Genomic DNA, 14,931 nt, shown 5'->3' with positions numbered 1-14,931 from the left:
TGTCACTATTATTTATTTTCTTTTAAAAGAAGGAGCAAATTATGCACAAAGCACAACGGCTCGTTCAGCTCATCATGTTAGTAAATGAACGTAAAAAATTTACCATACAGGAGTTAGCCGACGAATGTGGCGTTTCACGTCGAACCATGATTCGTGATCTGATGGAGCTAAGTGAACTTGGAGTTCCCCTATATTCTCAGACAGGGCCTGGAGGTGGCTATCGAGTGCTGCGCGAGAAGGTCCTACCACCAATCAGTTTCACAGAGCATGAAACGATGGCATTGTTTTTTGCCTGCCAATCATTACGCAATTACAAATCCCTCCCCTTCACAAACGAAGTGGACATGGCCCTGCACAAGTTTTTTCATTATCTATCTAGTGAACTTAAGCAAAAAATTGAGCAAATGCAGCAACGGCTCATCTTCTGGATACCTCCACATGACATAGAAGTGCCTTTTTTGAGAGATTTACTGGAAGGTGCGCTGGAACAACGCGTCGTTACGATTGTTTACGAAGCAGCCACGCGTCGAGAAAGGATGATCCAGCCACTCGGTATTTATACAATGAACGGATTATGGTATTGCCAGGCTTATTGTTTTCTTGCAGAGGATTATCGAGTGTTTCGCATGGACCGAGTGAAAGATTTCTCTGATGAAGGGGACCAAAGTAAGCAAATCGATATGAACGAGGATCATATTGAGCAATGGGTTATGCGCATGGATGAAAGTGATATGCTGGAATTGGAAGTAGATTTAACACCCGAAGGTATAAGACGATGTCAGTCAGACTTGTGGTTAGCACCGTCCATCGAATTGCATGAAAATGGCTCAGGCACGATTCGTACAACAATGAGTTCATCATTTACGACATGGGCGGTACATTTTTTTCTTGGGCTTGGTATGGAAGCAAACGTAAAGCAACCCCAAGTAGTACGTGAACAAATAAAAAATAAACTCCATGATCTGCTGAACCAATATGGTTAGCCATATTTTAAAATTGTTCTGAGCCTGCTCTGAATTAGAGTGACAGGCTCAGAGGTGTGCCATGGACGATAATCATTAATATCACCCCTGCACTCAGCTTGCGCCGCCCCTTTCGATTCCAATCATACTTAAACCTCTATGATAAACGCACTTCACTAATTTCACTCCGTAGTCCACACTCTGCGAATCTGGGCCTCTGCTTCTTTGATTTCAAGCAAATATACGTCTGGATTCGAAAGTGTTTTCCACTCCTCAAACCCAAACTGCGAATCGTAATGTCGAATGAGAAGTGACAGCAGAGCCCCATGAGTTACAATGATGATCGTTTTTTCTGTCCGTTCTATAAGCTCCTGAACAAGCTGTATTCCTCGATCTGCCGCTTCACGAGATGATTCCCCTCCCTCCAGCTTGAAATCCTCGTCCAGATAGGTCTGTTTCAGCACGTCCATCCAATGATCCAAATGCTCATGGCTAAGCACCCGTTCCTGAAGACGTAGATCAGTATATACCTGCAACTGTTTCCGTTCAGCCAAAGGCTGAATGGTTCGCACGGCCCGTTCCCACGGGCTGGATACGATATATTCCACACCTACATTCTCCATAAAATCAGCCAACTGCTCAGCTTGTTGGATACCTTCATCAGTGAGTCGGGCATCTGGCTCCTGTCCTGTCGCTTTGGCATGTCTCACAAAGTAAATCTTCTTCACGTAATCACTCCTAACCAGTAAAGTTAGTTACACTTCTCTACTTTCGTTAACCTCTGATTAACCTGAATGAAAGTAAAAAAGCACTCTTTGCAAGAGTCATTGTCACACAAATTTAGAATTCTACATATTGACAGATAATTATTTTTATGTTACAATTAAGGTTTACAAATTTTAATTTCGTGATACGATTCCTTTGTATTACATCAACTCTTTCAGGAGGGATTCGATGCAATTGGACAAGGGAATACAGCTACTTCAGGTTTCTTCTACCATTATGGGACGAACAGAGAGCATTCACCCCACCTTAATGTGGGACGAAGATAATATGATTTTAGTGGACACGACTTACCCCGGGCAATTACCGCTTTTACAAGAGGCTATTCTAAGTACCGGATTCACCATCCATAATCTTACCTCCATATTCATTACACACCAGGATCTTGATCATATCGGCAGTTTGGCAGATGTAATCCAGACTTGTCCATCCCCAGTTCAGGTGTTTTCCAGTTCTATCGAAAAACCCTATATACAGGGAGAAAAGCAGCTTATAAAGCTGACACCAGAAGCGATAACTCAAGCTGTAAACTCCATGCCCGAATCTGTCCCGGTAGAGTGGAGACATGCATTCCGGCGCACACTTGAAAATCCCCCGAAGACTGCCGTAAACTCCACGATCGTTCCCGGGGAGGAATTGCCCTTCTGTGGAGGGATCGTAGTTGTAGATACTGCTGGTCATACACCGGGACACCTAAGCTTCTATCATAAGACCAGTCAAACTTTGATTGCAGGAGATGCTCTGAACGTAGTGAGTGGCGAGCTACAGGGGCCAGATCCACAATACTGTCATGATTATAACATGGCGAAGGAATCTCTTAAAAATCTGCTCACATATGATATAAAAAAAGTGATTTGCTTTCATGGAGGGCTTTACGAAGGCAATTGTAATCGGCGGATATCTGAAATATGCGGTTTGTGACTTACTTATCTAAAGATAAGACTAACCAGAAATTCCAGTTAGTCTTATCTTACATATTTTACTGTTAAACCCTAAGAATTTACCTAATGATCTTACGAAGTAGGAAGCTGAATACTGACTAGGCTTTCAAATAGACTCTCAATACAGGTGCATCAGGAGAAGCAGACGAGCCTTCCAATATTTCCACATGACTGATCATCTCTTGCCCATCTGGAACGATTACCGGAGTAATTACAGGCAATCCCTCCTCTTGAATAGCGTCCAGATCAAACTCCATCAATAATTGCCCCGCTTTAACGTTATCTCCTGTTTGGACATGAGGGTTAAAGCCCTTCCCTTTGAGTGAGACGGTATTAATCCCGACATGTATCAAAACTTGTGCACCGGATTCATGTTCAATGATCAGCGCGTGCTTACTTTTCTCCATCACATGAGCGACTTTCCCCGTAAAAGGAGCCGTGACCCTGCCTTCAGACGGATGAATAGCGATGCCTTCCCCCATAGCCTTCGTAGAAAAAGCAGGATCTGGAACTTCTTCAAGGGAAACCACTTGTCCTCTAATTGGTGCTACCATGTCGAATTCTTCAATACGAGGAGCCACCTTCTTTTTCAACCATTTAAACATAACGATGCCACCTTATTTACAGATTACATTCATAAACAGTGAATAGGACTTAACTACACCCTTTTAGGAACCGGTTCCACAAAAGAAATAAATAAAAACCGGCTTGGAACCAATTTCTATTTGAATTATAGTGAATGCCTTTCCATGATGTCAAGGCGCTATCGTCGCAAAATAACCCGGCTAAGATAATGCCTATCTTAATCGGGTCATTTGTTATAAAAATTACGCATTTATTTCCTTGATGATCATGTTTGGCATGTTCATTCTGGCATTGCTTATCTACATGAAAAAGAATAGACCGCTCTGACTAAGGAATACGGCCTATTCCCGACCTTATCTTACATAGCCGACTGCTCTTTATGCAGTTGTTGTATGCTGGAGTCGTGTTGACGCAGGGCCCTTTACTATTCTTATCTCAGTGTAGCTCATTTTATAACGTAAATACAGTTTTTTTCTTCAAATATTTTACTGATTCCTCATCTCCGTTAAAAAAGCAGTTCCTCCAAATACGGAGAAACTGCTTCTGTGGTTGAACGTCCACTTACCCTTCCAGCGCCTGCTTCAATTCCTCCGGGGAAGCGTCCCACCATTCCTCGTTATGCGAGATCAGCAGGCTTTTGAGCGCTGCTTTATCCTCGCTGCCGAGATCGTCCAGCATGAAACGGCGCTTGAGCGCGTAATCCATGCGGTTGACGTGATCGGCGAGGATTTTCCAGCCGCGTTTGGCTTCGTTGTCAATCAGCATCTCACAGGCAGTCGCGCCGCCGTACATACGTCCTTCGGGCGTGCGATCCACGGCTACCCATACCAGCCATACCTGGCGTCCGTTCGGTACATCCTCTTTATTCGTAGAGAACTTGATTCCACGTTCTACTTTACTTTTAGCATGCATGGCACCGATATCAATTTTTGCCTCGCCGCGGTCAATAATGACCGGGGACATGCTGTTCAGGTCGATTGAGCCTGCGCCGAAGCCCTTATGTTTACTCTTGCCACTGACAATGTTCAGTGCAATCTGTTTTTTGCCGTCCGGCTGATTTTCGCTCATGCGTCACTAGGCCTCCATTTTCCGTCTTGACATTCATTCTACACTATAAATATTTTAACTAATAATCTCCCGAAAGCAAACATATACATGCTGTAGATGCTTGTCAACGGGAGGTATCCATTGTATGACCCCAGCACGCACCAAAATCGTTTTATTGTCTACACTAGCCCTCGGTCTCCTCGCAGGGACGTTATGGTTTGCCTGGCAGCCTGAATCTAAGTCCGATCCGCAATCCTTGGGCAAACCGTCGTACGATTCCCAGTCGGAGTCTGCGCTTGCGCCAAACATGGGCAAGCCCCTGGGGGCAAACATCCTGCCTGACGTGCCCCAAAGTCCTCCACAGCTCGCTTCGGAAATTCTCAGCAAGCGTGTGGTGGAATACCACATTGACGTGTCCCTGGAAGAAGGACAGGTTTTGCGGGGCACCGAGACGCTTACATGGAAGCATCCGGGCACAAAAACCGTGAATGATCTGTATCTGCACCTGTACCCCAATGCCTTCTCTTCCATGGAAACCACCTTCATGAAGGAATCCGGGGGCAAGCTGCGCAGTGACACCATGCCCAAGAACGGCTTTGGCTCTATGACACTAACTGAACTTAAAACGGAAGACGGTTTATCCCTCCTGCACCGGACTCAATACGTGCAGCCGGATGACGGTAATGTGAACGACCGCTCGCTCATGAAGGTACGTCTTCCCAAGCCAGTCCGAGGTGGCGAAAGCATTACATTATATATGAAGTTTGAGGTAAAGCTACCCGCCATCTTCGCACGTATGGGCGCAACGGATGATTTTATCATGGCAGGTCAATGGTTTCCCAAACTTAGCGTCTACGAAACTGCAGGACAGCGTGGACGCGCCGAGGAAGGCTGGAATCTGCATCAGTATCATGGAAACTCCGAATTTTACGCCGATTTCGGAATATACAGCGTGCGGATTCGAGTGCCTGAAACATACATCGTGGCCGCAACTGGATTTCCCACTCGTGGAGCCGTCCGGCAAAATGGACAAAAAATATATCAATTTTACGCCGATGACGTACACGACTTTGCATGGGCCGCTTCACCGAACTTTGTAGCCGCAGAAGAGCCATTTTCTTCTGCCGAGGTGCCGGGTGTCAAAATCAAGCTGTATCTCGACCCATCACACAAGGAGCTCAAGGGACGCTATATGAGCGCAGCCAAGGCCGCCCTTTCGTACTACAGCAAATGGTACGGGCCTTATCCATATTCCACCCTATCCATCGTGGTTCCACCCAAATCAGGCAGCGGCGCGGGCGGCATGGAATATCCCACACTCATTACGGCTGCAGCGGCCGATAACCTGAATCCCGGCTACAATCTGGAGCGGACAGTCGTTCATGAGATTGGGCATCAATATTTCTATGGAATGGTGGCAAACAACGAATTCGAGGAACCATGGCTGGATGAAGGCTTTACCTCTTATGCAGAGGAACGACTTATGGAGCAGGAATATGGGCTCATTCCCAACTTGCCGTTACAGTCTGGACAGGTATCATCCCCTCAGCCGTTAAACCGTGAGTCCTGGAAGTACGGCTCAGCTACTGAATATGCACAAAATGCCTATTCCCGGGGTAAGCTGGTGCTGCGTGGCATTGAACGCCAGGTCGGCGTAAAAAAAATGGACCGAATTATGCGTACCTACGTCCAGGCCTACCGATTCAAGCATCCATCCTCACAGGATTTTCAGCGTATGGTCGAAAGAGTCACCGGACGTTCGTGGAGCCACTATTTTGAACAATATGTATACGACGGCCAGATGGCGGATTTTTCAGTGGATCGCATTACGAACCGCAAGCTGGCAAATGGATATGAAGCGATCATTACACTCAGCAAAAAAGGGGCAGATTACCCCAAGGTCCCTGTTCAATTTACCTTCAAGGACGGCACAACGATATTCAAGGCTTGGGACGGCACTGGCAAAAGCACCACCTATCGACTCAAAAGTGCATCTCCAGTCTCCCATGTGATTATTGATCCGCTGTATACGATTGCGCTGGAAAACAAGCATATCAATAACAGTCTGAAGGACGAACTGAACGAAAAAACCCAGACCCGTTGGAGCATAAGTGTAACCAAGCTGCTGGAGACACTGCTTGGAAGTCTGTCATGGTGAGGTGTCTATAGATGCGTACCGTTATAAAAGAAGGCTGGGCGCTTGTGCGCATACAATTTTATATTGTCATCATTCTATTTTTGTATCGACTGCTATGGGGCGTTTTTCTCTATCGGGTGGTACAATCCGCCGTTACTCCCCTGCTACTGCGCTACCCTGATCAGGGTCAAAATGAACTGGGACAGACCTTGTTTTGGATGGAGAGCCAGATTGCCCTGACGGACAACCGAGAGGTTCATATGTATCTGTGGATACTACTGGGGGCAACGGTGCTGCGTATACTGATTACCCCCTTCATCCGGGCGGGAATATACCAAAGTCTGCACACCCATGCGACCGAGCCACAAAGTCTTTCTTTCTTCCGTGGAATGAAACGTCATGGTTTATCATCGCTGATCTATTACGTCATTGAGCTTGGGCTCCTGCTGCTCCCTGCTTTCTGGGTGGTGCCGAGGCTCTACCCTATCGTAGCCGGGGCACTGCAATCTCCCGCCTATCTGCTGCATGTGCTACCCTATGCCATCGGTTGGATTGCTTATGGCTGGTTCATCCGCCAGTGCATCCTGTACATGCAGCTTGGCACCGTAGGTGGTCACGCCATACTCTCGTCGCTGCTCGCCTTCTTTCGTCAAATCCTCCCGGCTATCGGCATTTCACTTCTGCTCGGCGCAGGTGTGCTGCTCGTCCTTGGTCTATTCGGCACGGTGGCGATGATTTGGACTGGCATGCTGGCACTCATTCTCCAGCAAACGTATCATTTTGTTACCAGTCTGGTCAGGCTATGGCACATCAGTTCACAGTACCGCCTATGGCATACCGATATCTCCGACAGAGGTTGAACCTTCACCCCGTTCCTCTCGGACAATTTCTGGCTGTCGAAAGGCAACTATCCATATCCATTCATATCCATGAAAACGGCACATAACTGAATACTCTTAACAAAATCTGTTCCGCAATAAAGGGAGCAGATTTTTTTTGTAACTTTTTGCGATGAAACATTTGCCAAAACCAGCCGACTTTGTTACAATAATCGCAGTGAACTGATAGTAACAACTTTGTAATCTTTATTGTAACCTTTACCTTAAAAACATCGTTATCGCGAATACTGCTCTCCAAGGTGCACATCTTAAGTTAAGCCTAATTCCTGGCACCTAGGAAGCGGGGGAACCAGTTTGGGTGAATTGATCTCGCAACAGAGTGGTCATAGGGGAACCTTCTACCGAATCCTTAAGCTAACCTCGCAGGCATTGGAAGGGGTATATTTTTTTTGAAGAAGAAGCTAACGATCGCAGCCATGGGTCTTGCCATTGCCTTTACATCTTTCACATTCGGTGGCGGCAGTGCATTTGCAGACTCCAAGATGGACCAGGTCATCCAAGATGCCAAAGGAACGAGCTACAGAAGCGGAGGCACTACACTCGAAGGGTTCGATTGCTCCGGCTTCACAATGTATGTATTTAACAAACTGGGAATTAAACTGCCGCATCAATCTGGATCACAATTCAAAATGGGATCTTCCGTATCCCGCGATGAAATGAGACCTGGTGACCTGGTGTTCTTTAACACCACAGGAAGAGGCATTTCCCATGTAGGTATCTTCGTAGGCGAAGGGAAATTTGCCCACTCCTCAACTTCACGTGGTGTAGTTGTTAGCTCACTGAACGAAAGCTATTACGCTAACCGTTACGTCGGTGCAAAAAGAATTATGAGCACTGACGCTTACCACGCCGTAGCTTCTGAAATTCCTGATGACGACAACGTAGAATAACTAACGAACAGCAAGCTAACCTGAGCCGCAATTTGATTCTGGCCGGAATCGAATTGCGGTTTTTTATGTCCACAACATCAGAAACATTATCTTTACTGAATCAGAAACATTATCTTTACTGACGAACCGACACTTTAAAAGGTTTCAGTTTTTGCGAACATCGTCAGTTTTACCGTCTCGGCTGGGGGGAGCATATGAGCAGTAAAGCCTCCTTATTGAATGTATACCCGACTTGGGTATGAAATAAACACGCTTGCCAATCCCCTGCAACTTGTCTACAATCTGTTGTTAATGGTTTAAGTACTTGTAAAAGGAGGATGGGAAGACATGCCGGCCTCAATATCTAACTACCGGATCGTACCGATGGACGAGCAGCAGGCGGCTGCGATATGTGAGTGGCACTATGATCCACCCTACAACATATACGGCTGGCTACCTTGGGAACAAATGAAGGCGCTTGAGGTCGAATTTGGAAGCCCCACTCTTCGCCAAGAGCAATATGTTGCCGCACTGGATGACGAGAACATACTAACCGGATTTGCTCAATATTTCCCGATGATTGGCGTGACCCGGCTGGGTCTGGGAATGCATCCCGAATTGTGTGGACATGGCAGAGGCGCCGAATTTGTCCGTGCAATTGCCGAGGAAGCCAGACGACGCAACCCGGAGAATGAAATTGATCTGGAGGTGCTGACCTGGAATCAACGCGCCATCCGGGCTTACAAGGCAGCCGGATTTGAACTTACGGATACCTATGAACGTCAGACTCCCGATGGCAAGAAGCCGTTTCATTGTATGGTATATCATCCCCACCACCAGCCTCGCGTTCTATGATAAAAGCGCCTTCGGCATACAACTGCATTGTTGTATATCGAAGGCGCTTTTATCATTACGGCAGACCACGATTGGCTCAATGACTGCTACGCATTTTCTCAAAAGCTTCATTATATTGTTGGGCTTCCTTAATATCTACGGCCATAATGCCACCGTCATCCCAGGAGGTTAAACGCAGGGTCACGGTCTTATAATCAATCGTAATAAATGGATGATGATTAAATGCTTCCGATATAGCAGCAACTTCATCCACGAATGCAATCCCTTTCATAAAACTGGAAAAATTATATTTCCGGACAATCCACCGTCCTTCCTCCAGTTCCCAGCCCTCCAGCTTCTCCAGATGTGCTTCAATCTCTTCTTGTGTAAAAGGCATGATACGACTCCTCCCCGTTTGTACGGAAGCCTTTCAGCCGCTCGAATGCGACCAAAACTACGATATATTGGTGTCCATATTACCACGGCCCCGTTGATAAATCCATAAGACGGCCTGCTCAAATCAAAGGTACCGACGTCAGCTCCTCATCTCCAATGAGCACATAGATACGGTGCTGCTCCGGTTCATAGATGACAACGCCGCTGCCCACAGCGATAACAGGCTCTGTACCCAGCGCATAAAACAGGTCTTCAGCCAGCGCCTCATTGACTTCCTGACACCCTGCCGGGTCCAGCCTGTCCCAATCTTCTGCTTCCATTTCAAAAAATTCATAGCTATCCGGAATGCGTCCCACAGCCTCTGTCAAATCGTTCAAAATTTGTTCATACTCCCGTCCGTGCTTCACTCCCATGCCATTTCCTCCAATTCTTCCACCATTCATTACATAATCACCTTATTATACCGGAAATTCGTACTTAACAAAAAAGAGAGTTTTGTCGATAAATACTATAATCCGTCTTGTAATGACGTGCCTGGGGCAAGGACGACCCCGGCGGCATGAAAGGATTCAAAATCTATTCTCATGGATGAGGTGTATCATGCAAATTTCAACCATTATCGGACTGGTGCTCGGGATTGTGTCACTGGTCGTCGGGATGATCTTAAAGGGCGCTCCAGTCGTCAACCTGGTCAATAATCCCGCTGCTTACATGATTATTTTCGTCGGAACGGCAGCGAGTATATTCATGGCCTTCCCGATGGCAGAAATCAAACGGATTCCGAAGCTGTTCAAGGTTATTTTCACCGAACAAAAACTGTTAGACCGTAAAGAACTCATCGGCACGTTTACCGAATGGGCATCCATTACCCGTCGCGAGGGTCTGCTTGCGCTGGAATCCAAGGTAGAGGAGATCGACGATCCCTTTATGCGTGGTGGTATGCGTATGATTATTGATGGTAATGATCAGGAATTCGTGCGGGATGTTCTAATGGAGGACATTAACGCTACCGAGGATCGACACCGCTCAGGCGCGCTGATCTTCTCTCAAGCCGGTATGTACGCTCCAACCCTTGGGGTACTCGGCGCAGTCGTAGGTCTGATTGCCGCTCTAGCCGACCTTAGTGACATGGAAAAGCTGTCTCATGCCATCGCGGCAGCCTTTATTGCGACCTTGCTCGGTATTTTTACAGGTTATGTCCTGTGGCATCCGATGTCCAATAAGCTGAAACGGCTATCCAAAAAAGAAGTAGAGCTTAAATTGATGATGGTCGAAGGCCTGCTCTCGATTCAGTCAGGTATATCCACCATTGCAATCAGCCAGAAGCTGACGATATTCCTGACTCCGACCGAACGGGCTACCCTGACCGAGAAGGATGGGGATTCCGGTGAGTAAAAAAAGACATGAACCGCACGAGGAGCATGCCGACGAAAGCTGGCTGTTGCCATATTCCGACTTGATGACCCTTCTGTTGGCCCTTTTCATTGTCTTATTCGGGATGAGCTCGCTCGACGCCAAAAAATTCGAGGACATGGCACAATCCATGAGTTCGGCATTTAGTGGCGGCACCGGCATACTGGATCACTCTGCCGCCAATCCTTCATCACAATCTGCAGATGCGGGTAAAAATAAAGAGCAGGTATCACAACCCATAAAATCGAAGGCAACTTCTACCTCTGAACTGCAAAAGCAGCTCGCTCAACGGGAAGAAGAAGACCTAAAGAAGCTTAAAAAGCAAATGGATCAGTACATTCAAGATAACGGTCTGTCCCCTCTGCTGAATACCAAGCTGAACCAATCTCAGTTGATGATCACCATTAGTGATAATGCCTTGTTTTCATCTGGGCAGGCTGAAGTAAAGCCGGAAGCGAGAAAGCTGGCCAAGTCCATTTCCAGCATGCTCCAGCAATTTCCCGGATATGATGTCATCGTATCAGGCCATACAGATAATGTGCCGATTTCCAATAGCCAGTTTCCATCCAACTTTGATTTAAGTGCCAAACGATCTCTGAATTTCTTGCGCATTTTGCTACTCAATCCGCAGCTCGATCCAACTAAATTTGTATCCATCGGTTATGGTGAGTATCGTCCACTAGCAAGCAATCAGGATGGTCAAGGACGCTCCAAAAACCGCCGTGTCGAAATTTCCGTACTACGTAAATATCAGAACGGCACACAAGTTATCAGTCCTACCTCAAGCTCGAATGAAGGTTGATTATGCATATGTTATATAGACAAAGGCACCGCCGCATTTTTTATGCAGCTGGTGCCTTTTTATTGTGCTATTCCACTCTGCCTCTTGTCCTATCCATTGCCCTGCCATCTATTAGCCATGAGAAGCCCTCAGGTTTAGCTGAGTGTATAATTCAGCATCTCACCTAGCTCCTGCTTCTCCGTCTCTGTCAGGTCACGCCAGGCGCCTCTCTGAAGCGATCCCAATCGAATATTCATAATCCGCAGACGTTGCAGCTTCTTCACCTCATAGCCGAAGGCAGCACACATGCGCCGGATCTGACGATTTTTCCCTTCCGTCAATATGATGCGGAATACGTACTCAGATACACGCGTCACTTCGCAGGGGAGCGTCCGCTGACCGAGTATTTTTACACCTGTGGACATCCCCTGCACAAAAGAAGGTGTGACGGGTCGATCCACCGTTACGATATATTCCTTCTCATGCTTGCCTTCCGCCCGTAAAATCTTATTCACAATGTCTCCGTCATTGGTAAGTAAAATGAGACCTTCCGAATCTTTATCCAGACGTCCGATTGGAAAAATCCGCTGCGGGTGCCCCACAAAGTCGACAACATTCCCTCGAATGTGGCTCTCTGTCGTGCTTGTAATACCCACCGGCTTGTTCAAAGCAATATATACGTGACCGGACTTCTCGCGGAGTGGCTTTCCGTTCACACGGACATCGTCGCCCTCCTCCGCTTGACTGCCCAGCACCGCTACCTCGCCGTTAATCGTCACGCGGCCGCTCTCTACCAGCTTGTCCGCCTCCCGGCGCGAGCAAAAACCGGTTTCGCTGATAAACTTGTTAATGCGCAACCTGTGTACCCTCCATTTCTACTGTCACGCTTCCTTCTGCTGCCCATCCAGTTGCTCAGGCTCGGCAGTTGGAAGCTGCACAAGAGCTGTCGTTCCCTCTCCCTCTATGCTTTCAATATCCAGTGTGCCTTTATGACTCTGTATAATACGCTGGCTGACCATAAGTCCGAGTCCTGTACCTGTTTCTTTGTTTGTGAAAAAAGGTTCCCCCAGCTTGGACAGCATCTCTGCAGGAATGCCCGTCCCTTGGTCCCGTATGAAGATTTTAACGCTTTCTCCCTCCAAGAACAAATGAATCGTTATCGTACCACCCCTGCTCATGGCCTCCATACTATTTTTAAGCAAATTAATGAATACCTGTTTTAACTGATTTACTTCGGCATATACGAAGGCAGGCTCCTCTGTTACTTCAAGATTGAACACAATGCCCAACAGATGCGCCTGACTATCAAGCAAAGAGATGACATCACTCACAATATAGCGCACATCTTTTTTCTGAAAATGTACAGCCTGCGGCTTCGCCAATATTAAAAATTCGCTAACGATCAGATTAATACGATCCAGCTCGGACAGCATAATATCGTTATGCTTCAGATTTAGCACTTTATTTTGCTGCTGTAACTGGAGAAACCCGCGCAGCGTGGTCAGCGGATTACGAATTTCGTGCGCTACTCCCGCCGCCAGTTGTCCTACCGTTGTCAGCTTCTCCGATCTGCGCAGCAATTCCTCCATCCTATTGCGGCCTGTAATATCCCGTGAAACACTAATAAACCCCAGAATTTGGCCTTCTTCATCCAGAATGGGCGATGTACTCATACTAATCTCTACCGTACTTCCATCCTTACGCATTCTAATGGACTCAATAGACACCATACTCTCTCCCTGAAGTAATCTTTCCTTCTGAAATTCGTACTCTTCCTCTTGCTGTGGCGGTACGAACTGGAGTTTACGACCGACCAATTCTTTTTTGGTCCAGCCGTACAAGGCTTCAAAAGCATGATTGACCCGGATGACACGCTCCTCCTGATCGGTTACATGAATCGCATCAGCGGTCTGATTAATGACAGACTCTAAATGCTCTTTGACAGAACGGTTCTCCTCATACATCTGTTCGAGTCTCCGTGTATACATCCCAAGGTTATAGGCCATCGCATTGATGCGATCACCGAGCTGTGCAAGCTCATGACCACCCTTAACTTGTAGCCGTGTGTCAAAATGGCCGTCGGCCATCTCGTTCACTTTTCCCAATATCGACTGAATTGGACGGACAAACAAGCTTGCCAGCACATAGCTGCCAATGATCACAACCTCCAGTAAGACAATAGAAATGGCGATCAGACTGATTAATTGCTTATAAATAACGGAAGAGATCGTATCATAATTCATAACAATTCGAATGACATAGGCATCACGGTTAGCTGGATAAAATGGTATGTAACTAACGAGGACCCGTTGGCCTTTAATATAGCAGTCCTGTACAATACTCTCCCCGGAGAAAATGGCCTTGGAAACAGCCAAACGATCCTCCTGCACCCTTGCTAGTTGATAAGTGCCGAATCGGATAGGCTTATTGTACATGTAATAATATTTTCGGTCGTTTCCTTGATTGTCCATCGTATCGCCACCGAAGGTTGTGGGGTTAATTCCTGTTATCTCCATGATGCGGTAATCCACTTGTTGGGTTTGCTTTACGATTTCATCGGGGTTGAGAATCGGTATAAAATTTTGCACTTCACTGTCCTGGAAGGAGATTCGGATCATATAGTTGCGTTTCTGGTCGTAATAAAATCCCCACTTGTTAATATCGGTGGCATCTGAGCCTGTATAGTCAAATGCTCCAGTCCAAAAATGTTCCAGATGTTGACCATGCACAAATCCAGCCTGTCCATGCTCATATAATTGATCAACTGCATTTTTCCAGTAGCCTGTCAACGGATCGTCAGATATGATCTCTTTCGGATTCGACGATTTGGCGACCTTATACCCTTTTCCATCACGCACTATTAAGGAAATATCAATATCCCCGCTGCGCTTAGTCATCTGTTCGAGTTGTTCCTGCGTAATATGATCGATATCAGGATCTAGCTTGCTGGCAGCCAGTGTGGCAGAGAGCCACAAATTATATCCAAGCTGCTTGTCGATAGCCACCCAGCTTTGTTGAGTTTGTTCAATGGCACCTCCAATAGTCTTGGCCGTCAGAACCATTTTCGTTTCGCTGTCACTTCTTAAATTTTCGTGGGTCGTGTAATAGTTGAGTGCAATATTTAACAAAAGGATGAACAGAACGGACCCCGACAAAATGATCGTAATTTTGATTTTTATCGACACACTGATTTCTCACCTCTTGCCGTATGCTGGCGATTACTGGCAATTGCTAACTCAATGATACCGTAATAGCGGCTGTGATACCAGCATTTACATTTCTCG

General features: G+C 46.7%; 16 protein-coding genes and 1 riboswitch. Of the genes, 9 read left to right on the top strand and 7 right to left on the bottom strand.

Features of this window, described 5'->3' with window-relative positions:
- Positions 1-41 precede the first annotated feature (41 nt).
- Positions 42-983 carry a helix-turn-helix transcriptional regulator gene (locus HPL003_RS07860; RefSeq protein ID WP_014279102.1) on the top strand — a complete coding sequence of 314 codons (942 nt, stop codon included), beginning with the start codon at positions 42-44 and terminating at the stop codon, positions 981-983.
- 161 nt (positions 984-1,144) lie between these two features.
- Here HPL003_RS07860 and HPL003_RS07855 read toward each other — a convergent pair whose 3' ends face one another.
- Entirely contained in the window at positions 1,145-1,690 is a 546-nt protein-coding gene (locus tag HPL003_RS07855; RefSeq protein ID WP_014279101.1) for a histidine phosphatase family protein, read from the bottom strand.
- Between the two features lie 226 nt (positions 1,691-1,916).
- On the opposite strand from HPL003_RS07855, the gene HPL003_RS07850 reads away from it, so the two are divergent.
- Positions 1,917-2,666 carry an MBL fold metallo-hydrolase gene (locus HPL003_RS07850; RefSeq protein ID WP_014279100.1) on the top strand — a complete coding sequence of 250 codons (750 nt, stop codon included), beginning with the start codon at positions 1,917-1,919 and terminating at the stop codon, positions 2,664-2,666.
- A gap of 118 nt (positions 2,667-2,784) precedes the next feature.
- Here the strand turns inward: HPL003_RS07850 and HPL003_RS07845 are convergent, their stop codons facing one another.
- Positions 2,785-3,291 carry a PTS sugar transporter subunit IIA gene (locus tag HPL003_RS07845; protein ID WP_014279099.1) on the bottom strand — a complete coding sequence of 169 codons (507 nt, stop codon included), beginning with the start codon at positions 3,289-3,291 and terminating at the stop codon, positions 2,785-2,787.
- A 208-nt stretch (positions 3,292-3,499) separates the two neighbouring features.
- Here HPL003_RS07845 and HPL003_RS30440 point away from each other — a divergent pair, with 208 nt between their 5' ends.
- Positions 3,500-3,598 (top strand): putative holin-like toxin, encoded by a 99-nt coding sequence (locus HPL003_RS30440; RefSeq protein ID WP_420795079.1) that lies wholly within the window; start codon positions 3,500-3,502, stop codon positions 3,596-3,598.
- Positions 3,599-3,832: 234 nt separating this feature from the next.
- Here the strand turns inward: HPL003_RS30440 and HPL003_RS07840 are convergent, their stop codons facing one another.
- A complete protein-coding gene (locus HPL003_RS07840) occupies positions 3,833-4,339 on the bottom strand; it encodes a YwhD family protein (protein WP_014279098.1) in 507 nt (168 codons plus the stop codon).
- 124 nt (positions 4,340-4,463) lie between these two features.
- Between HPL003_RS07840 and HPL003_RS07835 the strand changes: the two genes are divergently transcribed.
- The 4 genes from HPL003_RS07835 to HPL003_RS07820 all read left to right on the top strand — a co-directional run bounded on the left by HPL003_RS07835 (position 4,464) and on the right by HPL003_RS07820 (position 9,078).
- Complete coding sequence (locus HPL003_RS07835) at positions 4,464-6,476, top strand: M1 family metallopeptidase (RefSeq protein WP_014279097.1); 2,013 nt, start codon at positions 4,464-4,466, stop codon at positions 6,474-6,476.
- Between the two features lie 11 nt (positions 6,477-6,487).
- Positions 6,488-7,315 (top strand): hypothetical protein, encoded by an 828-nt coding sequence (locus HPL003_RS07830; protein ID WP_014279096.1) that lies wholly within the window; start codon positions 6,488-6,490, stop codon positions 7,313-7,315.
- Positions 7,316-7,600: 285 nt separating this feature from the next.
- A riboswitch (cyclic di-AMP (ydaO/yuaA leader) is annotated at positions 7,601-7,738 on the top strand.
- Positions 7,739-7,743: 5 nt separating this feature from the next.
- Positions 7,744-8,244, top strand: coding sequence for a C40 family peptidase (locus tag HPL003_RS07825; RefSeq protein ID WP_014279095.1), 501 nt, complete (start codon positions 7,744-7,746; stop codon positions 8,242-8,244).
- 327 nt (positions 8,245-8,571) lie between these two features.
- A complete protein-coding gene (locus tag HPL003_RS07820; RefSeq protein WP_014279094.1) occupies positions 8,572-9,078 on the top strand; it encodes a GNAT family N-acetyltransferase in 507 nt (168 codons plus the stop codon).
- A gap of 76 nt (positions 9,079-9,154) precedes the next feature.
- Here the strand turns inward: HPL003_RS07820 and HPL003_RS07815 are convergent, their stop codons facing one another.
- Both HPL003_RS07815 and HPL003_RS07810 read right to left on the bottom strand, forming a co-directional pair.
- Positions 9,155-9,454, bottom strand: a complete 300-nt coding sequence (locus HPL003_RS07815; protein ID WP_007428083.1) for a 4a-hydroxytetrahydrobiopterin dehydratase — start codon at positions 9,452-9,454, stop codon at positions 9,155-9,157.
- 118 nt (positions 9,455-9,572) lie between these two features.
- Positions 9,573-9,866: a hypothetical protein gene (locus tag HPL003_RS07810; protein WP_014279093.1), complete on the bottom strand. Its 294-nt coding sequence runs from the start codon at positions 9,864-9,866 to the stop codon at positions 9,573-9,575.
- 187 nt (positions 9,867-10,053) lie between these two features.
- Here HPL003_RS07810 and motA point away from each other — a divergent pair, with 187 nt between their 5' ends.
- Together motA and motB are read left to right on the top strand one after the other, a co-directional pair.
- Positions 10,054-10,848: a flagellar motor stator protein MotA gene (motA, locus tag HPL003_RS07805; protein ID WP_014279092.1), complete on the top strand. Its 795-nt coding sequence runs from the start codon at positions 10,054-10,056 to the stop codon at positions 10,846-10,848.
- Entirely contained in the window at positions 10,841-11,668 is an 828-nt protein-coding gene (motB, locus tag HPL003_RS07800) for a flagellar motor protein MotB (protein ID WP_014279091.1), read from the top strand. The genes motA and motB overlap by 8 nt, the downstream gene beginning before the upstream one ends.
- A gap of 134 nt (positions 11,669-11,802) precedes the next feature.
- Here motB and rluF read toward each other — a convergent pair whose 3' ends face one another.
- Positions 11,803-12,504, bottom strand: a complete 702-nt coding sequence (rluF, locus tag HPL003_RS07795) for a 23S rRNA pseudouridine(2604) synthase RluF (protein ID WP_014279090.1) — start codon at positions 12,502-12,504, stop codon at positions 11,803-11,805.
- A gap of 24 nt (positions 12,505-12,528) precedes the next feature.
- Positions 12,529-14,832, bottom strand: a complete 2,304-nt coding sequence (locus HPL003_RS07790; RefSeq protein WP_014279089.1) for a PAS domain S-box protein — start codon at positions 14,830-14,832, stop codon at positions 12,529-12,531.
- Positions 14,833-14,931: the final 99 nt, after the last annotated feature.

Source organism: Paenibacillus terrae HPL-003, from assembly GCF_000235585.1.
Classification (GTDB): domain Bacteria; phylum Bacillota; class Bacilli; order Paenibacillales; family Paenibacillaceae; genus Paenibacillus; species Paenibacillus terrae_B.
Note: the sequence above shows the minus strand (reverse complement) of the source record. Positions and strands in the feature narration are given on the sequence as shown.

Excerpts from the sequence above, each read along its gene's own strand:
- HPL003_RS07860 (WP_014279102.1), top strand. The coding sequence starts at position 42 with ATGCACAAAGCACAACGGCTCGTTCAGCTCATCATGTTAGTAAATGAA.
- HPL003_RS07850 (WP_014279100.1), top strand. The coding sequence starts at position 1,917 with ATGCAATTGGACAAGGGAATACAGCTACTTCAGGTTTCTTCTACCATT.
- HPL003_RS07845 (WP_014279099.1), bottom strand. The coding sequence starts at position 3,291 with ATGTTTAAATGGTTGAAAAAGAAGGTGGCTCCTCGTATTGAAGAATTC.
- HPL003_RS07840 (WP_014279098.1), bottom strand. The coding sequence starts at position 4,339 with ATGAGCGAAAATCAGCCGGACGGCAAAAAACAGATTGCACTGAACATT.
- HPL003_RS07835 (WP_014279097.1), top strand. The coding sequence starts at position 4,464 with ATGACCCCAGCACGCACCAAAATCGTTTTATTGTCTACACTAGCCCTC.
- HPL003_RS07830 (WP_014279096.1), top strand. The coding sequence starts at position 6,488 with ATGCGTACCGTTATAAAAGAAGGCTGGGCGCTTGTGCGCATACAATTT.
- HPL003_RS07820 (WP_014279094.1), top strand. The coding sequence starts at position 8,572 with ATGCCGGCCTCAATATCTAACTACCGGATCGTACCGATGGACGAGCAG.
- HPL003_RS07815 (WP_007428083.1), bottom strand. The coding sequence starts at position 9,454 with ATGCCTTTTACACAAGAAGAGATTGAAGCACATCTGGAGAAGCTGGAG.
- HPL003_RS07810 (WP_014279093.1), bottom strand. The coding sequence starts at position 9,866 with ATGGGAGTGAAGCACGGACGGGAGTATGAACAAATTTTGAACGATTTG.
- motA (WP_014279092.1), top strand. The coding sequence starts at position 10,054 with ATGCAAATTTCAACCATTATCGGACTGGTGCTCGGGATTGTGTCACTG.